The 22,372-nt window shown below is 75.3% G+C and carries 13 protein-coding genes; 8 read left to right on the top strand and 5 right to left on the bottom strand.

Annotated elements, in window-relative coordinates; translation table 11 throughout:
- Positions 1-1,364: FAD-binding oxidoreductase (locus KME80_RS36225; protein ID WP_219511563.1), on the top strand; the 1,364-nt coding region annotated here is incomplete at its 5' end.
- Positions 1,365-1,371: 7 nt separating this feature from the next.
- Positions 1,372-2,502 (top strand): L-talarate/galactarate dehydratase, encoded by a 1,131-nt coding sequence (locus KME80_RS36220; RefSeq protein WP_219511562.1) that lies wholly within the window; start codon positions 1,372-1,374, stop codon positions 2,500-2,502.
- Here KME80_RS36220 and KME80_RS36215 read toward each other — a convergent pair.
- From KME80_RS36215 to KME80_RS36205, 3 genes are read right to left on the bottom strand one after another with little or no spacing between them, the layout of a single operon-like run.
- Complete coding sequence (locus KME80_RS36215) at positions 2,499-3,701, bottom strand: DUF1266 domain-containing protein (RefSeq protein WP_219511561.1); 1,203 nt, start codon at positions 3,699-3,701, stop codon at positions 2,499-2,501. The genes KME80_RS36220 and KME80_RS36215 overlap by 4 nt on opposite strands.
- 11 nt (positions 3,702-3,712) lie before the next feature.
- Positions 3,713-4,387, bottom strand: coding sequence for a response regulator (locus KME80_RS36210; RefSeq protein WP_219511560.1), 675 nt, complete (start codon positions 4,385-4,387; stop codon positions 3,713-3,715).
- Positions 4,384-5,562: a sensor histidine kinase gene (locus KME80_RS36205; RefSeq protein WP_219511559.1), complete on the bottom strand. Its 1,179-nt coding sequence runs from the start codon at positions 5,560-5,562 to the stop codon at positions 4,384-4,386. Before KME80_RS36205 ends, KME80_RS36210 begins: the two co-directional genes overlap by 4 nt.
- 211 nt (positions 5,563-5,773) lie before the next feature.
- Here KME80_RS36205 and KME80_RS36200 point away from each other — a divergent pair, with 211 nt between their 5' ends.
- Positions 5,774-6,121 carry a DUF6223 family protein gene (locus KME80_RS36200; RefSeq protein ID WP_219511558.1) on the top strand — a complete coding sequence of 116 codons (348 nt, stop codon included), beginning with the start codon at positions 5,774-5,776 and terminating at the stop codon, positions 6,119-6,121.
- 56 nt (positions 6,122-6,177) lie between these two features.
- Here the strand turns inward: KME80_RS36200 and KME80_RS36195 are convergent, their stop codons facing one another.
- Positions 6,178-7,362: a cytochrome P450 gene (locus KME80_RS36195; RefSeq protein ID WP_246646343.1), complete on the bottom strand. Its 1,185-nt coding sequence runs from the start codon at positions 7,360-7,362 to the stop codon at positions 6,178-6,180.
- Positions 7,363-7,547: 185 nt separating this feature from the next.
- Between KME80_RS36195 and KME80_RS36190 the strand changes: the two genes are divergently transcribed.
- Both KME80_RS36190 and KME80_RS36185 read left to right on the top strand, forming a co-directional pair.
- A complete protein-coding gene (locus KME80_RS36190; RefSeq protein WP_219511557.1) occupies positions 7,548-12,365 on the top strand; it encodes a non-ribosomal peptide synthetase in 4,818 nt (1,605 codons plus the stop codon).
- Complete coding sequence (locus KME80_RS36185; RefSeq protein ID WP_219511556.1) at positions 12,362-17,776, top strand: non-ribosomal peptide synthetase/MFS transporter; 5,415 nt, start codon at positions 12,362-12,364, stop codon at positions 17,774-17,776. Before KME80_RS36190 ends, KME80_RS36185 begins: the two co-directional genes overlap by 4 nt.
- A 15-nt stretch (positions 17,777-17,791) precedes the next feature.
- Here the strand turns inward: KME80_RS36185 and KME80_RS36180 are convergent, their stop codons facing one another.
- Complete coding sequence (locus KME80_RS36180) at positions 17,792-18,676, bottom strand: diacylglycerol/lipid kinase family protein (RefSeq protein WP_219511555.1); 885 nt, start codon at positions 18,674-18,676, stop codon at positions 17,792-17,794.
- A 160-nt stretch (positions 18,677-18,836) separates the two neighbouring features.
- On the opposite strand from KME80_RS36180, the gene KME80_RS36175 reads away from it, so the two are divergent.
- The 3 genes from KME80_RS36175 to KME80_RS36165 are packed head-to-tail and all read left to right on the top strand — an operon-like array spanning position 18,837 to position 22,337.
- On the top strand, positions 18,837-20,114 hold the full coding sequence (locus KME80_RS36175) for an alpha/beta fold hydrolase (RefSeq protein WP_246646340.1): 1,278 nt from the start codon (positions 18,837-18,839) through the stop codon (positions 20,112-20,114).
- On the top strand, positions 20,107-21,441 hold the full coding sequence (locus KME80_RS36170) for an aminopeptidase P family protein (RefSeq protein WP_308126073.1): 1,335 nt from the start codon (positions 20,107-20,109) through the stop codon (positions 21,439-21,441). The genes KME80_RS36175 and KME80_RS36170 overlap by 8 nt, the downstream gene beginning before the upstream one ends.
- The gene (locus KME80_RS36165; protein ID WP_219511554.1) at positions 21,438-22,337 is read left to right on the top strand and encodes a dihydrodipicolinate synthase family protein; all 900 of its coding nucleotides are present in this window, start codon (positions 21,438-21,440) and stop codon (positions 22,335-22,337) included. The genes KME80_RS36170 and KME80_RS36165 overlap by 4 nt, the downstream gene beginning before the upstream one ends.
- The last annotated feature ends 35 nt before the right edge of the window (positions 22,338-22,372 follow it).

Below are 22,372 nucleotides of genomic sequence, written 5' to 3'. Positions count from 1 at the left end.
TCCGATCTGGCGGCGCGGGCGGCGGCGGCTCCCGCCGGGGCGGGCGGGCCGTCGAGCTGCGCAGGCCCGGGATCGACTACGACGCGGTGCCCGCCTCGCTGGCCGGCTCGGCGGTGGAGCCGGGCGACCCCGCCTACGCGGGCGTGCGCTCGTCCTACGTGTGGGCCGGCTCGCCCGGCCTGGTGCTGCGGCCCGCGACGGCCGGCCAGGTGAGCGAGGCGCTCACGTACGCGATCGGCCAGGACGTGCCGCTCGCGGTGCGCAGCGGCGGCCACGGCATCAGCGGGCGCTCCACCAACGACGGCGGGATCGTCGTCGACGTGGGCGCGCTGGACGGCGTCGAGGTGCTCGACCGGGGGCGGCGGCTGGTGCGGGTGGGCGCGGGCGCCCGCTGGGGCGACGTGGCGCGGGCGCTGGCGCCGCACGGGCTGGCGATCAGCTCGGGCGACTACGGCGACGTGGGCGTCGGCGGGCTCGCCACCACGGGCGGCCAGGGCTTCCTGGCGCGCTCGTACGGGCTGACGATCGACCACGTGGTGGGCGCCGAGGTGGTGCTGGCCGACGGCCGGATCGTGCGCGCAGGCCCGGACGAGCACCCGGACCTGCTGTGGGCGTTGCGCGGCGCGGGCGGCAACATGGGCGTCGTCACCTCCTTCGACATCGAGGCCGCCGAGCTGGGCGACGTGGTCCTCGGCGTGTTCGTGCACGACGCGGCGGACCTGGCGGGCTTCCTGGAGCGGTGGGGCCGCCTGGTGGAGGACAGCCCGCGCGAGCTGACGCCGTTCCTGACGGTCTTCCCCGGCGGGGGCGCCGGGTCGGTGATGGCGCAGACGCTGGCGGTGTGGGCGGGCGACGACGCCGACGCGGCGGTCGGCGCGCTGGAGCCGTTCCTGGGGGCGGGGCCGGTGCTGCAGCAGCAGGCGCAGCTCGTCCCGTACGCGGCGCTGGTCGCGCCGCACCACAACCGGCACACCGGCCAGGCGGCCCTGCGCAGCCGCTCGGCGCTGGCCGACCACCTGGACGCCGGGCTCGCGGGGCGGCTGGCGGCGCTGTTCGCGACCGGCGACGCCCACATGCTGCAGGTGCGCTCGGTCGGCGGCGCGGTCAACGACACCCCGGCCGGCGCGACCGCGTACGCGCACCGCACGCAGAACTTCTCGGTGAGCGCCGTCATGGGCGCGGGCGACGCCTGGGAGGGCGTCGGCGCGCAGGCCGTCTACCTGAGCTTCGAGACGCGCACCGGTGAGGAGGTGCTGGCCAGGGCGTTCCCGCCGGAGACGCTGGAGCGGCTGCGGCGGATCAAGGCGGTGTACGACCCGCGCAACGTGTTCCGGCACAACTTCCCGATCACCCCCCGGGCATGATGTCCCCATGACGAACCCCCTGGACAAGATCGCCGCCATTCGCCTGTCTTCTGTCCTTCTGCCGCTGAGCACCCCGGTCAGCGACGCCAAGGTGCTCACCGGGCGGCAGCGGCCGATGACCGAGGTCGCGTTCCTGTTCGCGGAGATCACCACCGAGGGCGGGCACGAGGGCCTGGGGTTCTGCTACTCCAAGCGGGCCGGCGGCCCCGGCCAGTACGCGCACGCCCGCGAGCTGGCCCCCGAGCTGCTGGGCGAGGACGCCAACGACATCGCGCGGCTGTGGGAGAAGCTGGCCTGGGCGGGGGCGTCGGTGGGCCGGGGCGGGCTGGCGGTGCAGGCGATCGCCGCGTTCGACATCGCGCTGTGGGACCTGAAGGCCAGGCGGGCGGGCCTGCCGCTGGCCAAGCTGCTGGGCGCGCACCGCGACTCGGTGCGCTGCTACAACACCTCGGGCGGGTTCCTGCACGCGCCGATCGAGCAGGTGCTGGAGAACGCCTCGGCGGCGCTGGAGCGCGGCATCGGCGGCGTCAAGATCAAGGTGGGCCAGCCCGACACCCGCGCCGACCTGGCCAGGGTCCGGGCGGTGCGCGCCCACCTGGGCGACGGCGTGCCGCTCATGGTGGACGCCAACCAGCAGTGGGACCGCCCGGCGGCGGCGCGGATGGGCCGCGCGCTGGAGGAGTACGGCCTGGTGTGGATCGAGGAGCCGCTCGACGCCCACGACCACGCCGGTCACGCCGCGCTCGCCGCCGCGCTCGACACGCCGATCGCCACCGGCGAGATGCTGACCAGCGTCGCCGAGCACGCCGAGCTGATCCGGGCGGGCGGCGCGGACGTCCTGCAGCCGGACGCGCCCCGGGTGGGCGGCATCACCCCGTTCCTGCGGCTGGCGGCGCTGGCCGAGCACCACCGGCTGCAGCTCGCCCCGCACTTCGCCATGGAGATCCACCTGCACCTGGCCGCCGCGTACGGCCTGGAGCCGTGGGTGGAGCACTTCGAGTGGCTGGAGCCGCTGTTCGAGGAGCGGCTGGAGATCCGCGACGGCCGCATGCTGGTGCCCGACCGGCCCGGCCTCGGCCTGACGCTGAGCGACCGGGCCGCCGGGTGGACGGTCGACAGCCGGACGTTCGGCGTCTAGGCGAACGGGATGTTGCGCCAGGGGCTGCCCGGGTCGGTGGTCAGGACGCGGTGGGCGTGGAGCATGTCGGCGTACCAGGCGCCGAACTCCTCCCCGTCGAAGTGGAGGCAGCGGCCCAGGATGTAGGCGGCGGAGAACTCCTCCCAGGACCGGTACGTGATCCGGCTGAGCCGTCCGGCGCGCACGACCGCCCGCTCGGCCTCGGCCAGGTCGCAGAAGCGGGCGCCGAGCCCCCAGCGGGCCATCTTCGAGGCGCGCCCGTAGTCCCACGCCTCGACCGTGCGGACGAACCCGCCCTCGGGGAGCAGGCCGTCCGCGCGGAAGCGCGCCTCGTAGCGGGTGATGCGCCCGATGAGCCGTTGCGCCCCGGACACCTGGGCCGCCTGGGCCGCCGGCTCGGCGTGCTCGCGCAGGTAGCGGTCGGTCACCTGGCGCCAGTGGTCCACCTCGACCGCGCCGCCGTAGTCGAGGGCGAGCGCGCTGCGGACGCGCAGCACGAGCTGCCAGAAAGAGCTGCTCATCCGGCCTTCGAGCAGGTCCTCCTGGGCGCTCAGCCATTCCTCGCGGCTGGTGATGCCCCACCACTCCTTCAGGCGTTTGCGCTCGCGGACGTAGCCGGTGCCGTGCCAGCCCATCGCGTTCCACAGCGAGGCGTTGGCGACGCAGAGCAGCGCCCCGCAGGCCAGGCCGTGGGCGACCGGGCCGTGCAGCGGGCCGCCGGCGCGCAGCGTGCGCAGCTCGCCCCGGGGCGGGTAGGCCACCCGGGCGGTGTGCTGGAGCCAGGTCCGCCGGTGGGCGGCGGTCGCGGGGAAGTACGCCTCGCAGGGGGTGCCGGGGTCGATCGCCAGCCACTCGTCGTCACGCGGCCAGTTGCGGGCGAGCTCGCCCAGGTCGTCGCGGAAGAAGACCGGGTCGGCCACGGGCGCGGGCAGCACCCCCTCGGTGAGGAACACCAGGTACTTGGTGCCGCCCACGCGCGTGGGCGCGTAGGTGACCCAGCCGGGCCGCGCGTCGGCGCGGGCGCGCGGCATCGCGTGGTAGAGGTGCGCGCCGGCCAGCACGTCGAAGTACGCGGCCCAGTCGCCGCGCGTCTTGGCCTCGTACAGGCGTTGCTCGACGTCGGTGGGCGCCTGCCAGGGCGCGCCCGCCGGGCCCTGACCCGTCATGAGATCAGGGCTCTCCCCCTCCCGTGTCCCCATGGCGCAGTACGTTACAACTGCCCGGTGGATCCCGTGCCCGGGGTCACCAGGCCGGACTCGTAGGCGAGGACGACGAGCTGGGCGCGGTCGCGGGCGCGGAGCTTGGTCATGGCCCGGTTGACGTGCGTCTTGGCGGTCATCGGGCTGATCACCATGTGCTGGGCGATCTGGTCGTTGGACAGGCCGCGGGCGACCAGGGCCACGGCCTCGCGCTCGCGGTTGGTCAGCTCCTGCAGCCCGGTGCCGGTGCCGGGCGGCGCCTGGGTGACGTAGCGGTCGATGAGCTTGCGGGTGATCGACGGCGCGAGCAGCGCCTCGCCGCGGGCCGCGACGCGGACGGCGTGCAGCAGGTCCTCGGGCACGATGTCCTTGACGAGGAACCCGGCCGCCCCGGCGCGCAGCGCGTCGAAGACGTACTCGTCGAAGCCGTAGTTGGTCAGGATGACGACGTGCACCCCGGCCAGCGCCGGGTCGGCGGCGATCCGCCGGGTCGCCTCGACGCCGTCGGCGACGGGCATCTGGATGTCGACGAGCGCGACGTCGGGCAGGTGCTCGCGGGCCAGCGCCACGCCCGCCAGGCCGTCGCCGGCCTCGGCCACGACGTCGATGTCGTCCTCCAGGTCGAGCAGCGCGCGGAACCCGCTGCGGATGAGCGGCTGGTCGTCGACCAGCAGGACGCGGATCACGACGCCCGGTCCGCGGGGATCAGGGGGAGCACGGCCTGCACGGCGAAGCCGCCCTCGCCGCGCGGCTCGGCGCGCAGCCGGCCGCCCAGGGCGGTGACGCGCTCGCGCATCCCGAGCAGCCCGACGCCGGGCACCGGGGCGGCGCCGGGCCTGGCCTGGCCGTCGTCCTCGACGCGCACGTCGACGGCGTCGGGGCCGCAGTCGATGCGGACGGACGCGCTGCCGGCGGCGGCGTGCCTGGCGACGTTGGTGAGCGACTCCTGCACGATCCGGTAGACGGTGCGGCTCACCGCGGCGGGCACGTCCTGCCGCCGCCCCTCGATGGTCAGCGTGGCGTCGAGACCGATGGTGCGGGCGCGTTCGACCAGGTCGGGGACGTGGTCGAGGCCGCGTGGCGGGGCCGTGTCGTCGTCGCGCAGCGCCTCCAGGGTGGCGCGCAGCTCGCGGCTCGCCTCCCGTCCGGCCTCCTGGATCGCCAGCAGCGCCTCGGGCACCCGCTCGCCGCGCTTGCGGGCGACGTGCACGGCGACCTCGGCCTGCACCTTGATGATCGAGATCTGGTGGGTGAGTGAGTCGTGCAGCTCGCGGGCGATGTGCAGCCGCTCCTCGTCGGCGCGGCGGCGCGCGGTCTCCTCGCGGGTGCGCTCGGCCTCCTCCGCCCGCCGCTCGGCCTGCCGCAGCGCCTCACCGGCCGCCCCGGCGGCGACCAGCCAGGCCAGCTCCAGCGCGCCCCTGGCCTGCGCGAACGCCTCGCCCGTGTCGTGCAGGCCGGACGCCAGGGCTGCCAGGGGCATCGCCGCCAGCACGAGCACGCTCACGCCGACGGTGACGGCGCGGCGCCCCGCCCGCACGGCGGCGTAGACGGCGAACAGGTACGCGACGGCGGGCACGTCGAACCCGGCCGCCTGGTAGCCGGCCGCGCACGCCCCGGTGACGGCCAGCACGGCGACCGGGACGCGGCGGCGCACGGCCAGCGCGAGCCCGCCGGTCGCCAGCAGCGCGTAGCCGGCCACGGCGGGGCCGGTGCCGGCAGGCTGTCCGGACAGGCCCGTGACCAGCAGCGCCGCCGCAACACAGACGGCGATCACCCAGTCCCCGACCGTGATCCCGGCCGTGCCCGTGGCCCTGGTTCTGGCCCTGACCCAGGCCGTGACCCTGGCCCATGCTGCGCTCATGGGCGCACCCTAGCCGGACGGGGGCGCGGGCGACTCCTGCGCGCGGACGAGCGGGCGGCTACCACGAGCGCGGTAGATCCGCGGCTCCTGCCGGAGGCGCGGCAGGCGGCTGCGTCGCCGGCGGCAGCGTGAAGTGCCGACGCCGGGCGGACGACCGGCGGACGGGCCCGGCGACATGATCGGGTGACGTCCATTCACCGAAGGAGCAGTCATGCCACTCCTCGACGCCGCCCACCTGGTCGCGGCCGCCCAGCCCGACCCCGTCACCGCGTACACGCTGAGCGCGGGCCGGATCGGCTCCCTCGTGGCCGCGCTCGCGGGGCTGGCGGGCGCCGCGCTCGGCGGGCGCGCCCTGGCCCGCCGCACCGGCCGGGGCGCGCGGGCCGGTGTGGTGCTGGGCCTGGCCGGGACAGCGGTCGCCGTGGTCGTCGTGGTCACCTCCGACGGCGGCATCGGCACCGGCAACGGGCTCGGCGGCGCGTTCGTGGCCCTGCTGATCGGGCTGGCCGCCACCGGGCTCGCCGGGCTGGCGACCGCGCGCTCGCGCCGTCCGTCCTGACCCGCCGTCCGGGAACCCCGCCGTCCTGGTGAAGCCGTCCTTGTGACGCGTCCCGGCTACCAGGCCACCTCCAGCGACGTCAGCCCGTACACGATGTGGAAGGAGCGGAACTGCGGCTCGCGGTCGGTCACCCGCAGGTCGGGGAAGCGCCGCAGCAGGGCAGGGAAGGCGATGCGCATCTCCATCCGGGCCAGCGGCGCGCCGAGGCAGTGGTGCACGCCGTGGCCGAACGCGACGTGGCCGGGCTCGCCCCGGGTGATGTCGAGCAGGTGGGCGTCGGGCAGCAGCGCCGGGTCGCGGTTGGCGGCCGGGAGGGCGCAGGCCACGATCTCGCCGGGGCCGATCGTGTGGCCGCCCAGCTCCACCTCGGTGGTGGTGATCTTGAACGTGCCTGAGTGCACGATGCTGAGCCAGCGCAGCAGCTCCTCCACGGCGGCGTCGATCCGCTCCGGCTCCTTGCGCAGCAGCTCCAGCTGCTCGGGGTGGCGCAGCAGGGCGAGCGTGCCGAGGGAGAGCATGTTGGAGGTGGTCTCGTGCCCGGCCAGCAGGAGCAGGCTGCCGATGCCGATCAGCTCGGGGTCGGTGAGGTCGTCGCCGTGCTCGCGCACCAGCATGCCGAGCAGTTCCTCGCCCGGCTCGGCCCGGTTGCGGGCGACGAGCTCGGCCATGTAGGCGCGCGACTCCAGCTGCAGGGCGACGCGCTCGGGGACGGGGATGGACATGTCGAGCATGCGGCCGGTGCGGTGCTGGAAGCCCTCGCGGTCGTCGTACGGGACGCCGAGCAGCTCGCAGATCACCAGGGACGGGATCGGCAGCGCGAACGCGGGCACCAGGTCGGCGGGCGAGCCGGCGCGCTCCATCGCGTCGAGGTGGTCCTCGACGATGCGGGTGATGCGCGGTTCCAGGCGGCGCATCCGGCGCAGCGTGAACTCGCCGGTCAGCATGCGGCGCAGCCGCGTGTGCTCGGGCGGGTCGGTGGCCAGCAGGTTGCCGGCGCGGGTCTCGGCCAGTTGCTCGGCGGTCAGTTTGGGCGCGCCGGGCAGCTCGGTGATGCCGCGGCGGGCGATGGCGAACCGTTCGGCGTCGCCGAGGACGGCGCGCACGTCGGCGTGGCGGGTGACGAGCCAGGCTTCGGCGCCGAACGGGGTCCGGACGCGGGCCACCCCCTGCTCTTCGCGGAAGGCGCCCAGCTCGGGGGCGGGATCCAGCTCTGTGCGCCGCATGTAGAGCGGCAGCTCCATCGAGGACACGTCCCCCACTCTGAAGCATCGGGCGGGCTGCCGCCAGAGGCGTTACCATCCGAGGCTTTTCGCGCACAAATCGTCACGATCATCGTTATGGTAACGAAGCCTGTCATTTTCCCGCCGTCGCCGTCGACCATGCGACTCTTTCCGGCGAACGATCCGACCTGACTGGGAGAACCTTGGTGGTTGGCAGCAACCTCGACAACGACCGCGTTCACGAGGCCTTTGCGGAACAGGTGCGGCGCACCCCCGATCGCATCGCCGTGGTGGCGGGCACGACTCGCATGACGTACGAAGAGCTCGACGCCCGCGCCGAGCGGATAGCCGGGGAGTTACGCAGCCGGGGAGCGGGCCCGGGCGACTCCGTGGGCGTCTGCCTCGACAGGGACGAGTCCCTGATCGCCGCCCTGCTGGGCGTGTGGAAGGCGGGCGCGGCCTACGTGCCGCTCGACCCGGCCTACCCGGCCGACCGGCTGGAGTTCATCGCCGCCGACGCGGGCATGGCCCAGCTCATCACCTCCGAGCCGGTGGCGCGGCGGCAGGAGGCCGTGCTGCGCGCGTCGGGGGCCGAGGCGCTGCTCGTGGAGTCCCTGACCGGGGACCTCCCGTACGAGCCGGTGGCCGGCGGCCCGTCCGACGCCGCGTACGTGATCTACACCTCGGGCTCGACCGGGCGGCCCAAGGGCGTGGTCATCGAGCACGGCAACGCCATGGCGCTGCTGCGCCACGAGGCGGACGTCTACGCGGGCGAGCTCGGCGGGATGCTGTTCGCCACCTCGGTGTGCTTCGACCCGTCGGTGACGCAGATGTTCCTGCCGCTGGTCTGCGGCGGCACCGTGATCGTGGCCGACAACCTGCTGGCGCTGTCGGCCCTGCCCGCCCGCGACGAGGTGACGACCGTGTACGGCGCGCCGTCGGCGCTGGTCGCGCTGCTGAACGAGCCGCTGCCCGCCGGGGTGCGGATGGTGATCGCCGGCGGCGAGCCGTTCACCAGGGCGCTGGCCGATCGCATCTACGCCAACCCTGGCGTTCGCCGGATCGTAAACGTATACGGACCCACCGAGTGCACGGTGACCTGCACGTCCTCCGAGGTGTACCGCGACGGCGAGGACGAGCCGCCCATCGGCACCGCCTACGCCGGCTCGCTGCTGAGCGTGCGCGACGCCGAGGGCCGCCCGCTGCCGGACGGCGAGGTCGGCGAGCTGTGGGTGGCCGGGCCGCTGGTCGGCCGCGGCTACCTGAACCGGCCCGAGCTCACCGCCGAGCGGTTCGTCACCGACGACGACGGCGTACGGCACTACCGCACCGGCGACCTGGTCCGCCGCGAGAACGGCGTCTGCCACTACGCGGGCCGCAACGACGACCAGGTCAAGGTGGCCGGCTTCCGCGTCGAGCTGGGCGAGGTGCAGGGCACGCTGACCCGCTACCCCGGCGTCAACCACGCGGTCGTGCTCACCCGGACCGACGCGCGAGACGTGCGCCGCCTGGTCGCCTACGTCGAGCCCGCCCCCGGCCAGGAGCCCGCCGAGGCGGAGCTGCGCGCGTGGATGCGGGAACGGCTGCCCGACTACATGGTGCCGTCCCGGATCGCGATCATGCAGCGGATCCCGCTCGGCCCCACCGGCAAGGTGGACCGGGCCGCGCTGCCCGCGCTGGAGTTCGCCCCCGAGCTCGGCCCGTACGTCGAGCCCCGCGACGACGTCGAGCGGCGGCTGGCCGCGATCGTCGGCGAGGTGCTCGGCGTCGACCGGGTGGGCATCCACCACCACTTCATCGACCTCGGCGGCCACTCGCTGGCGGCGGCCCGGATCTGCGCGGTCATCGAGCGCGAGCTGGGCGCCCGGGTGGCGCTGACCACGTTCCTGGGGCGGCCGACGATCGCCGAGCTGGCCCCGCTCGTGCAGATCGGCGACGGCGCCCCCGGCCCGAGGCTGTCCCATCACGCCGGCCGCGACCGCTACCCGCTCACCGCCGCCCAGCACGGCATGTGGCTGCTGCGCGAGGTGAGCCGGACGGCCAACGCCACCACGCTCGCCTTCCGGCTGCGCCTGACCGGGCTGGAGTCGGCCGAGCCGGTGCGGGCCGCGCTGGACGCCCTCGTCCGCGAGCACGAGGTGCTGCGCTCGGTCACCGTCATCGGCGACAACGGCGAGCCGATGGCCGAGGTGCGGCCGCCCGCGCCGGTGCCGCTGGAGGAGCACCCCTACTCCCCCGGCCTCGCCGAACGCCTGGCCGTGCACGGCTTCGACCTGTACGCCGACGTGCCGCTGCTGCGGGCCGCCCTGCTCTGGCTCGACGAGCGCAGCGCCGAGCTGATCGTCGTCACCGACCACACCGCCTACGACGGCTGGTCCAACGCCACCCTGATGGCCGCGCTGACCGGCACCGTGGCCGAGCAGCCCGTCCAGGTGGGCGACGTGGCCCTGCTGGAACGCGAACTGGCCGCCGACCCCGACCGGATCGGGCGGCTGCGCGCCTTCTGGGCCGAGGAACTGGCCGGCGCCGCGCCCCCGTACGACCTGTCGGCCCGCGCCCAGTCGGGGCCGAGCCGGTTCCGCGGCACGCGCCTGCTGCGCGAGGTGCCGCCCGCGACGGCCGCCCGCGTGGGCGAGCTCGCCGCCTCCACCGGCACCACGCCGTTCGCCGTCTACTTCACCGTGCTCGGGCTGCTCGTCGCCGCCCAGACCGACCGGCCCGACGTGCTCCTCGGCGCCGCCGTCGCCGACCGCGCCCACCCCGAGCTGGAAGGGCTCGTCGGCCCGCTCGTCGACGTGCTGCCCGTACGGCTGCGCCTCGACGGCGAGCTGACCGTGCGGCGCGCCGTCGTGCAGGCGGCCGCCGCCACCACCCGCTCGCTCGACCACGTGGGGCTCGCGCCCGAGGAACGCCTGGCCGTCTCCGGCATCGAACGGCCGCGCGGCACCATGCTCACGCCCGTCGTCATGTCCTACCAGCCGCCCGCCGTCCCGGTGCGGCTCACGGGCGGCGGCCTCCAGGTCGAGCTCCTCGGCGAGCTGAGCGGCGGCGGCGCCCAGGCCCCGTACACGCTGTTCGTCAACACCACCGCCGAGGGGGTCGAGATCCAGATCGAGTACGACGTCGACCTGTTCGAGCGGGAGGAGGCCGAGGCGTTCTCCGACCGGCTGATGCGGCTGCTGGAGGCCGCGGTCGCCGGGCCGGACCAGCCGCTGTCGGCGTTCGAGCTCGTCACCGCCGAGGAACGGGCGACGCTGCTGCACTGGGGCACCGGCGCGCCCCTGCCCGCCGCCCAGCACCCGACCGTCGTCCATGAGCTGCTGGAACAGGCCCGCCTGCACCCCGCCCGGGTGGCGGTCGCCGACGGGACCGGCTCGCTCACGTACGCCGAGCTGGCGGACGCCTCCGCCCGCGTCGCCGCGGCACTCACCCGCGCCTTCGACGGCGAGGCCGAGCGCGTCGCCGGGGTGTGCCTGCCGCGCGACCGGTGGCTGCCCGCCGCCCTCGCCGGCGTCGCGCGGGCCGGGGCGGCGTACGTGCCGCTGGAGCCCGACCACCCGGCCGAACGGCTGCGCCGCCAGCTCGCCGACTCCGGTGCCCGCGTGGTGCTGGCCGCCGGCGACACCGTCGCCGTGGCGCGCGGCCTCGCCGAGTCCACCGGCGCGGTCGTCGTCGACCTGGCCGACCTGCCCGATGCCGACCTGCCCGATGCCGGGTTCACCGAGGTCGCCGCCACGCCGGAGACGACCGCGTACGTGCTCTACACCTCCGGCTCCACCGGCCGCCCCAAGGGCGTCGAGGTCACGCACGGCAACCTGTCGGCGTTCGTCCGCGCGATGCGGGCCGTGCCCGGCGTCCGCGACGACGACGTGATGCTCGGGCTGACGCCGTTCTCCTTCGACGTGTTCGGCTTCGACCTGTGGGTCAGCCTGTGCAACGGGCTCCGGCTCGAACTGCTCGACCGGGAGTCGGCCGTGGACGGCCATGTCGTCGCGCGCCGCATCGGCGAGAGCGGCGTGACGCTCCTCACCGCGACCCCGACCACGCTGCGCATGCTCGTCGCCGCCGGATGGACCGGCGGCGACCGCGTACGCGTCGTGAGCATCGGCGAGGTGCTCGACCCCGTCCTCGCCGGGGAGCTCGTCGCCCGCGTCGGCGAACTGTGGAACTCCTACGGCCCCACCGAGACCACCGTCTACTCCACCATGACCAGGATCGACCGGGTCACCGGCGACAGCGTGCCCATCGGCGGGCCGCTGCCCGGCGAGCGGGCGTACGTGCTCGATCAGGCGGGACGGCTCGTGCCGCCCGGCGTGCCCGGCGAGCTGTGGATCGGCGGCGCCGGAGTCGCCCGCGGCTACCGGGGGCTGCCGTCCGAAGCGTTCACCGACGACCCGCTCGCCCCCGGCGAACGGCGCTACCGCACCGGCGACCTGGCCCGATGGCGCGACGACGGCACCCTGTCCTTCCTCGGCCGCCGCGACCACCAGGTGAAGGTGCGCGGCCACCGCATCGAGCTCGGCGAGATCGAGGCGGCGCTGCGCGAGCTCGTCGCCGACGCCGTCGTCACCGTGCACGAGGACCACCTCGTCGGCTACCTCGTCGGCGGCGACGCCCGCGCCGTCGAGGCCGCCCTGCGCGAACGGCTGCCCGACTACCTGGTGCCCCGGCAGTGGGTGACGCTCGACGCGCTGCCCACCACCTCCTCCGGCAAGCTCGACCGGGGCGGGCTGCCCAAGCCCGACCTCGCCGCCGCCCGCACCGTCGTCCCGCCCGCCACCGAGGCCGAGCTGCTCGTCGCCGAGGTGTGGCAGGCGGTGCTCGGGGTGGCCGCGGCCGGGGTCAACGACGACTTCTTCGCCCTCGGCGGTCACTCGCTGGCCGCCATGCTGGTCGCCGGACGCCTCCGGGAGGCGCTGGCCATGGAGGTGCCGGTGCGGCTGCTGTTCGAGCGGCCGGTGCTGGGCGACTTCGCGGCGGGCGTCGAGGAGCTGCTGGACGCGGACGTGGAGGTGGCCCCGTGACCGAACAGGCGACCACCCCGTTGACCGGCCCCTCGACGGACGCGCGCGACCCCTCCGGGGGTGTGGGCCTCTCCGGGGTTGGCGGACCCTTCGGAGGTGGCGCCTCCGAGGGGCGGAGGCGGCGGGTCGAGGATCGGCTCGCGGCGGCGCGCAGGGCCGTGGCGCGGGCGGTGCCGGGGATTCCGGTGCGTGCCGGGGAGGCGCCGCCGTCACCCGCGCAGGCGCGGCTGTGGTTCCTGGCGCAGCTCGCCGAGCCGGGCGACCGGGGCGCGTACAACGTGCCGACGGTCGTGCGGCTGCGCGGCCCGCTGGACCCGGCGGCGCTGCTGGGCGCGGTGCGGGAGCTGGCCGAGCGGCACGAGGTGCTGCGCACGCTGGTCGAGCAGGACCGCACCACGGTGGTGGACGCCGCCCGGGTGCCGGTCACGGCCGAGGACGTGACGGCGGAGGCGCTGCCGGAGCGGCTGGAGCGGGAGGCGTACCGGCCGTTCGCGCTGGACGCCGAGCCGCCTGCCCGGGCGGTGCTGTACCGGCTGGGCGACGAGGAGCACGTGCTGCTGCTGACCGTGCACCACGTCGCGTTCGACGCCTGGTCGCGGGACGTGGCGCTGGCCGAGCTGGCGGCGCTGTACGCGGCCGCGCTGGGCGTGGCCGAGCGGCCGGAGCCGCCGAGGGTGCAGTACGGCGACTACGCGCAGTGGCTCGCCGGGCAGCCCGAGCCGGACGTGAGCTGGTGGATGGAGCGGCTGGCGGGCCTGGAGCCGGTGCTGGACCTGCCCACGGACCGGCCGCGCCCGACGGTGGCGGACTGGGCGGGCGGCGAGGTGCCGGTGCTGCTCGGCCCCGAGCTGGCGGCGCGGGTGCGCGCGGCAGCCGGGGAGGCGGGCGCGACGCCGTTCATGGTGCTGCTGGCGGCCTGGCAGGAGCTGCTGGGCCGGGTGTCGGCGACGGACGACGTGCCGGTGGGCGTGCTGGAGGCGGGCAGGCTGCATCCGGACACCGAGCGGATGCTGGGCTGCTTCGTGAACACGCTGGTGATGCGGGGCGACCGGTCGGGCGAGCCGACGGGGCGTGAGCTGCTGGCGCGGGTGCGCGGCATGGCGCTGGACGCGTTCGCGCACCGGGAGACGCAGTTCGAGCGCGTGGTGGAGGAGCTGCACCCGGACCGGAACCTGGCGACGACGCCGGTCGTCCAGGCGGTGCTGAACGTGGTGGACTCCCGCCCGGAGCCGCCGCGCTTCCCGGGGCTGGACGTGGAGGTGTCGGAGCCGCCGCTGCGGACGGCCAAGTACGACCTGAACCTGGCGCTGGCCAACGCCGGCGACGGCGGCTACCGGGGGACTCTGGCCTACCGGGCGGACCTGTTCGACGCGGGCACGGCGGCCCGGCTGGCGGGCTGGTACGTGACGCTGCTGGAGGGCATGCTCGCGGACCTGGACGCCCCGGTGGCGGCGGTGCCGCTGGAGCCGGTGGACGGGCCGGTGGCGGCGGGCCCGCGCCGGGAGTTCGACCTGTCCAGGCCGCTGCACGCGTGGTTCGAGGACTGGGCGGCCCGCACCCCGGACGCCGTCGCGGTGTCGGACCCGGCGGGCACCATGACGTACGGCGAGGTGGAGCGGCAGGCGAACCGGATCGCGCACCACCTGGTGGCGGCCGGGGTCGGCGCCGACGACGTGGTCGGCATCCTGGCCGAGCGGCACGGGCCGCTGATCCCGGCGATCCTCGGGGTGCTCAAGGCGGGCGCCGCGTACATGCCGCTGGAGCCGGCCTACCCGGACGAGCGGCTGGCGTACATGGTGTCGTGCGGGGCGCGGCTGGTGCTGGCCGAGCGGGCGCTGGCCGGGCGGCTGCCGGGCGCGCTGGTGCTGGAGGACGTGCTCGCCGCCGGCCTGCCGGAGACGCCGCCGGGCGTCGAGGTGGCGCCGGAGCACCTGGCGCACGTGCTGTTCACCTCGGGCTCGACCGGGCGGCCGAAGGGCGCGGCGGTCGAGCACCGGGCGGTGCTGCACTACCTGCGGGCGGTGGCCGAGCGCGTGGGCGGCCCGTACACGTCGTGGGGCGTGGTGTCCACGATGGCCTCCGACCTGGTCATGACGTGCCTGTTCGGGGCGCTGCTCAGCGGCACGACGGTGCACCTGCTGGACCAGGACGCGGCGACGGACCCGGAGGCGTTCGCCGGCTACCTGGCCGATCACCCGGTCGAGGTGATCAAGATGGTGCCGAGCCATCTGGAGCTGCTGGCGGCGCACGGCGACCTGGCCGCGATGCTGCCGACGGACCTGCTCATCCTGGCGGGCGAGGCCACCTCGTGGGACCTGGCCGAGCGGGTCAGGGCGGCCCGGCCGGGCGTGGAGCTGCAGATCCACTGCGGCCCGACCGAGACGGTGGTGTCGGTGCTGAGCTGCACCGCGCCCGAGACGCCGACCGGGTCGGCGAACGTGCCGCTGGGCAGGCCGCTGGCGAACGTCGACTGTCACGTGGTCGACGCGGCGGGCCGGCCGCTGCCCGCCGGGGTGCCGGGCGACCTGTGGATCGGCGGGCCGAGCCTGGCCCGCGGCTACCTGGGCCGGCCGGACCTGACGGCCGAGCGGTTCGTGCCGGACCCGGTGACGGGGACGACGCGCTGCTACCGGACGGGCGATCGGGTGCGGCTGAACGCCGACGGCATGATCGAGTTCCTGGGCCGGGTGGACGACCAGGTGAAGATCCGCGGCTTCCGGGTGGAGCTGGGCGAGGTCAAGGCGGCGCTGCACGACCAGCCGGGTGTCCTGGAGGCGGCGGTGCTGCCGGTCGGCGAGGCGCACAACCGCCGGCTGGCCGCCTGGATCGCCCCGGCGGACGTGGACCTGGCCGCGGTGCGGGCGGGGCTGCGCGAGCGGCTGCCGGAGTACATGGTGCCGCCCGCGATCATGGCGCTGGACGCGCTGCCGCTCACCCCGCTCGGCAAGGTGAACCGGGCCGCGCTGCCGATGCCGGAGGCGGCCGCCGCCGGTGAGCGGGTCGCGCCGGCGACGGCGACGGAGGAGCGGATCGCCGCCGTGTGGGCGCGGGTGCTGGGCGTGGCGGACCCGGGCGTGGAGGACGACTTCTTCGCGCTGGGCGGCGACTCGTTCATGGCGGTGCGGGCGGTGCGCGACATCGACCCGGCGCTGCGGGTGATCGACCTGTTCACCCGGCCGACGATCCGCGAGCTGGCCGCGCACCTGGACTCGGGCGACGGGGGCGAGCCGGGGCTGCTGCACCGGCTGGCCGGTCCCGCCGTGGCGGCCCGTACCGTGCTGTGCGTGCCGTACGGCGGCGGTTCGGCCGCCGCGTACGGGCCGCTGGCGACGGAGCTGGCGGCCCGCCACCCGGGGACGGCGGTGCTGGCCGTCGAGCTGCCCGGCCACGACCCGGCGCGGCCCGACGAGGCCATGCTCACGCTGCCGGAGCTGGTCGGCCGGGTGATCGAGGAGCTGTCGCCGCTGACCACCGGCCCGGTGGCCCTGTACGGGCACTGCGTCGGGTCGGCGACGGCCACGGAGCTGGCGCTGCGGCTGGAGGAGGCCGGGGTGCCGGTGGCCGGGCTGTTCGTCGGCGGCAGCTTCCCCGACGCCCGGCTGCCGGGGCGGCTGTCCGCGTGGTGGAACCGCAGGTTCCCGGCCAACCGCTGGTCGTCGGACCGCTCGCAACGCGACTTCCTGCGTACGCTCGGCGCGCTGGACGAGGACACCGGCGACACCACGATCATGCTGCGCGGGCTGCGGCACGACGTGGAGGAGGCGCAGGCGTGGTTCAGCGGCGAGCTGGCCGCGGGCGGCGCCCGCAAGCTGAACGCGCCGGTGCTGTGCGTGATCGGCGAGCGTGACCGCTCCACGGAGCTCTACCAGGAGCGTTACCGGGAGTGGGGCGCGTTCGCGGAGCGGGTGGCGCTGGCCACGATCCCGCGCGCGGGCCACTACTTCCTCAAGCACCAGGCGACGCGGCTGGCCGAGCTGATGGACGCGCACCTGGCCGACTGGGAGGCCGGGCGGGTGCCCGAGCCGGTCGCCGATGTCGAGGTGGTGGGCGAGCGGGCGCGCAGGGACCTGCGCCGCTTCTACACGGTCGCCGTCGGGCAGACGGCGTCGCTGCTGGGCAGCGCGCTCACCTCGTTCGCGCTGGGCGTGTGGGCCTACCAGGAGAGCGGGCGCGTGTCGGACTACGCGCTCGTCACGATGCTGGCCACGCTGCCGTCGCTGCTGGCCTCGCCGCTGGGCGGCGCCGTCGCCGACCGGGTGGACCGGCGGCTGGTGATGCTGACGTGCGACGCCGTGTCGGCGGTGGCGACGACCGCGCTGGTGGCGCTGCTGGTGGCGGGGCGGCTGGAGGTGTGGCAGGTCGGCATCGTCTCCGGCGTGCTGTCGCTGGTGACCGCCTTCCACCGGCCCGCCTACCTGGCGGCCGTCGCCCAGCTCGTGCCGAAGCCGTACCTCATGCAGGCCAACGCGGTCGCCAACCTCGGCACCGGGCTCGGCATGCTGCTGGCCCCGCTGGCCGGGGCGGCGCTGATCACGCTGATCGGCGTGCACGGGGTGGTGGCGGTCAACATCGTCACGTTCGTGATCGGCCTGGCGACGCTGCTGCTCGTGCGGTTCCCGGACCGGATGTTCCATCGGCTGGAGGAGACGTTCACGCAGGCCGTGGCCGGCGGGTGGCGGTTCCTGGTCCGGCGCAGGCCGCTGATGATCATGATCGCGTTCTTCGTCGTGGAGAACTACCTGGGCATGCTCGCGCTGGCGATCACCGTGCCCGTGCTGCTGTCGTTCGGCGACGTGACGGCGGTCGGGACGGTGACGGCGGCGCAGGGCCTGGGCGCGGTGCTCGGCGCGCTGGTGATGGTGTTCTGGAACGGCACCGAGCGGCGGGCCATCGGCATGGTGGGCTTCGTCAGCGGGTTCGGGCTGGGCATCGTGCTCATCGGGCTGCGGCCGTCGGTGGCGCTGGCGGCGTTCGGCGGGCTGATGTCGTGGCTGTTCCTGAGCGTGCTCAACACGCACTGGCTGTCGATCATCCAGCTCAAGGTGGGGCTGGAGCTGCAGGGCCGGGTGCTGGCCACCAACCAGATGCTGGCGGTGTCGATGACGCCGCTGGCGTTCCTGACGGCGCCGCCGCTGTCGGAGCTGTTCGAGCCGCTGCTGGCGCCCGGCGGGGCGCTGGCCGGGACCGTGGTCGGCGACGTGGTCGGCGTCGGGCCGGGCCGGGGCGTCGGGCTGCTGCTGGCCGTCACCGGGGCGCTCCTGGTCGTGTGGGGGGCGCTCGGCCTGTGGTACCGGCCGTTGCGGCGGATGGAGGACGACCTGCCGGACGCGGTGGCGGGCGCCGAGATCGCCGACGACCTCGACGCCGTACAGGAGGAGGCCGACCGGGAGCTGGCCCGCGCCGGCACCTGACCCCAGGCGTGGCCGTCAGGCGGCCGGGACGATGACGCGCCAGGCCGCCGGGCGCAGGGTCCAGGTGCGGTGGGGGGCCGGTGAGCAGAGCTCGCCGTCGGCGTTGGCCGGGGCGGGCTCGCCCTCGACCGTCACCGTGCTCCCCCGCACGGTCAGCACGTCGCCGCGCTCGGGGTGCCGGCCGCGCCGCAGCAGCGCCCCGAACGCCAGCCGCGCCAGCGGCGAGACGGCGTAGGAGACGACGACGTCCACCTGGCCGTCGTCGGGCCGGGCGTGCGGGGCGAGCGGGGTGCCGCCGCCGATGGAGACGCCGTTGCCGACGCCCACCATCAGCACGCGCCGCCGCCCGTCGCTGACCAGCCCGCCGTCGACCCGGACGCGCAGCCGCCACCCTTTGGTGCGCAGCCCGGCCAGGAGGGCCCCGGCGGCGTACGCGGCGCGGTGCAGGAGGGGCTTGAGCGCGGCGGCCTGCTCGGAGGCGCGGGCGCCGACGCCCACGTGGACGGCGTTGACGACGACGCCGCCCCGGTCGTCGACGAGCAGGTCGAGGGCGCGTTCGCGGCCCCGGAGGACGGCCCGCGCGGCCTCGCGGGGGTCGAGCGGGATGCCCAGGGCGCGGGCCAGGTCGTTGCCGGTGCCGAGCGGCACCAGCCCGACGGGCCGGGAGCCGAGCTCGCCGCGTTCGAGGAGCGCGGCGACGACGGCGTGCACGGTGCCGTCGCCGCCGAGGACGACGGGGACGCGGTCGGCGTGCTCGGCCAGGATCGCGCCGACGCCGCCGGGCTCCGGCAGGTCGGGGGCGAGCACGTCGGCGGATTCGCCCAGCGTGTCGAGCACGGCCGCGCGGGTGCGCCCGTCGACGCCGCCTGCGGCCGGATTGCCGATCACCACGAGCCTCATGGCCGCTTGGTGCCCCGGATCACGCCCGGCTAACGCACCTCCCGCAGTGTCACGCTTTATCCACATACGTCCTGGCGCTTGGCAACGGGCTTCCCGACATTTAGGGTGCCAGTGCAATGCCACACATTACTGAGCCCGGCGATCCCCGCGAAGGAGAAGGTTGATCACCGCCACTTACACGATCCCCGGGATGCGGGTGCGCGACCACGAGGTGGCGGTGCCGCTCGACTGGTCGGCCCCGGACCGGGGCACGATCACCGTGTTCGCCCGCGAGCTGGCCGACCCGGTCCGCGACCGCGAGGACCTGCCGTGCCTGCTCTACCTCCAGGGCGGGCCGGGCGGCAAAGGCCCGCGCCCGACCAGCCGCGACGGCTGGCTCGGCCACGCGCTGAGGACCCACCGGGTGATCCTGCTGGACCAGCGCGGCACCGGCCGCAGCTCCCGGATCGACGGCCGGCTGATGAGCGGCCTCACCGCCGAGGAGGGCGCCGCCCGCCTCGCGCTCTTCCGGGCCGACTCGATCGTGGCCGACGCCGAGCACCTGCGCACGACCGTCTTCGGCGGCCGGCGCTGGTCGACGCTGGGCCAGAGCTACGGCGGCTTCCTCACGCTCACGTACCTCTCGCGCGCCCCCGAGGGGCTGAGCGCCTGCTACGTGGCGGGCGGGCTGCCCGCGCTGGAGCCGGACGCCGCCGAGGTCTACCGCCGCACCTATCCCCGGGTCGCGGCCAAGAACGCCGCGTTCTACCGCCGCTACCCGCACCACGCCGAGACCGCCGCGCGGCTGGCCGACCGGCTGGCCGAGGGCGACGTGCGGCTGCCCGACGGCGACACGCTCACCGTGCGGCGGCTGCAGTCGCTCGGCCTCGACTTCGGCATGAAGCCCGGCTTCGAGCGCATGCACTGGCTGCTCGACGAGGCCGCCGGGCTGCCGGAGACGTTCCTGCACCAGGTGCTGGCCCGCTCGTCCTACGCCGACAACCCGCTGTTCGCCGCGCTCCAGGAGAGCATCTACGGGCACGGCCCCGGCGCGACCGCGTGGGCGGCCGAGGCGGAGCGCGCCCGGCGTCCGGAGTTCGCGGAGACGGCCAGGCCGCTGCTGTTCACCGGGGAGATGATCTACCCCTGGATGTTCGAGGAGATCCGCGCCCTGCGCCCGTTCCGGGGCGCCGTCGAGCTGCTCGCCGGGCGCGCGGACTGGCCGCCGCTCTACGACCTCGACCGGCTGGCCGCCAACGAGGTGCCGCTGGCCGCCGCCGTCTACTTCGACGACATGTACGTGGACTCCGGCCTGCAACTGGACACCGCCTCCCGCGTCGGCAACGCGCGGGCCTGGGTCACCAACGAGTACGAGCACGACGGCATCGGCGACGAGCGGGTGTTCGTCAGGCTGACGGAGCTCGTCGCCGAACAAGGAGGAGGAATCACCGGTGGGTGACGGCAAGCTGCCCAGACTCTCAGAGATCCCGGCGTTCACCGAGCACATGGCGAAGGGCTGGGACTCGCCCCGCCGCACGCCGCCGGTGGTCGCAGGCGCGGCCGAGGCCGCCGCCGCGCACCGGGCCCGGCTGGCCGCCGCGCTGCCCGGCCAGAGCGTGACGGTGCCCGCCGGGCGGGCGCCGGTGCGCAGCAACGACACGTTCTACGACTTCCGCGTGGACAGCGACTTCTTCTGGCTGACCGGGTGCGCGGTGGAGAACGCCGTGGCCGTGGTGTCCGGCGGCGGCTGCACGCTCTACCTGCCGCCCCCGGCGGGTCCCGGTGAGCCGGAGTTCTTCACCGACGCCGCCTACGGCGAGCTGTGGGTGGGCCCGTCGCCGTCCCTTGCGGAGTGGGCCGCGGCCCTGGGCGTCGAGGTGCGGCCCCTGGCCGAGCTCGACGGCGAGCCGCAGCCGCCGTCCGACGAGGTCAGGCGGGTGCTCGCCGAGCTCCGCATGATCAAGGACGAGTGGGAGGTGGACCGGCTCCGCGAGGCGGTGGACCGTACCGTGGAGGGATTCGCCGCCGTCGTCGGCGAGATCCCGGCGGCGGTCGCGGGCGGCGGGGAGCGCTGGCTGCAGGGCACCTTCGACCGCTACGCCCGCACGCACGGCAACGGCCCCGGCTACGCCACGATCGTCGGCAGCGGCGCGCACGCCCCCACGCTGCACTGGGTGCGCTGCGACGGGCCGGTGCTGCCGGACGAGCTGCTGCTGCTCGACATGGGCGTGGAGACGCGCGCCCACTACACCGCCGACGTCACCCGCACCTTCCCCGCCTCCGGCCGCTTCACCGAGACCCAGCGGCGGGTGCACGACCTGGTGGAGAAGGCGCACCGGGCGGGCCTGGCCGCGGTGGCGCCCGGCCGCCGGTTCACCGACTTCCACCACGCCGCCATGGAGGTCATCGCGCGCGGGCTGGACGACTGGGGGCTGCTGCCGGTGTCGGTCGACGAGGCCCTGTCGGAGCAGGGGCAGCACCACCGCCGCTGGCTCGTCTGCGGCATCGGCCACCACCTGGGCCTGGACGTGCACGACTGCGCCAAGTCCCGGCCCGAGGCCTACCACGGCGCGGCGATGGCGCCCGGCATGGTGCTCACGGTCGAGCCCGGCCTGTACTTCCACGCGCACGACCTGACCGTCCCGCCGGAGCTGCGCGGCGTCGGCGTGCGGATCGAGGACGACCTGCTCGTCACGGCCGACGGCATGGAGAACCTCTCCTCGGCGCTGCCCCTGGACGCGGGCGGCCTGGAGACCTGGATGAGCGACCACAAGGAGAAGGCATGACCACCCCCGTCTGGCACGGCGTGCACGTCGCGACCGCGCTGCCCTTCCACGACGACCTGTCGGTCGACTACGACGGATACGCCGAGCACGTGCGCTTCCTGGCCGAGGGCGGCTGCGACGGCGTCTGCCCGAACGGCTCGCTGGGCGAGTACCAGACGCTGACCCCCGAGGAGCGGGCCCGCGTGGTGCGCACCGCCGTCGAGGCCGCCCCCGAGGGCTTCCACGTGATGCCCGGCGTGGCGGCCTACGGCGCGGCCGAGGCCAGGCGGTGGGCCGAGCAGGCGGCCGAGGCGGGCGCCTCGTCGGTGCTGCTGCTGCCGCCCAACGCCTACCGCGCCGACCGGGAGGCCGTCGTCGGCCACTACCGGGAGGTGGCCAGGGCCGGGCTGCCGGTCGTCGCGTACAACAACCCGATCGACACCAAGGTCGACCTGACCCCGGAGCTGCTGGCCGAGCTGTACCGGGAGGGGCTGATCGTCGGGGTCAAGGAGTTCACCGGCGACGTGCGCCGCGCCTACGAGATCGCCGAGCTGGCCCCGGGCCTGGACGTGCTGATCGGCTCCGACGACGTGCTGCTGGAGGTGGGCATCGCCGGGGCGGCCGGCTGGATCGCGGGCTACCCGAACATGATCCCGAAGGCCACGGTCGAGCTGTACCGGCTGGCCACCTCCGGCGACCCGGCGGACCTGGCCAGGGCGCTGCCGATCTACCGCGACCTGCACCCGCTGCTGCGCTGGGACTCCAAGACGGAGTTCGTGCAGTCCATCAAGCTGTCGATGGACCTGGCCGGGCGCAGGGGCGGGCCGTGCCGCCCGCCGCGCACGCCGCTCTCCCCCGAGCTGGCCGCCCGCATCACCCGCGACACGCGGGCGGTGCTCGACAAGGGGTACGTGTAGCCGCATAGCGCCCCCCTACCTGGGAATGGAGTGAT

The sequence above is a fragment of the Nonomuraea ceibae genome (assembly GCF_019396325.1).
GTDB classification, from domain to species: Bacteria; Actinomycetota; Actinomycetes; order Streptosporangiales; family Streptosporangiaceae; genus Nonomuraea; species Nonomuraea ceibae.
This window is presented reverse-complemented; position numbering and strand designations above follow the sequence as displayed.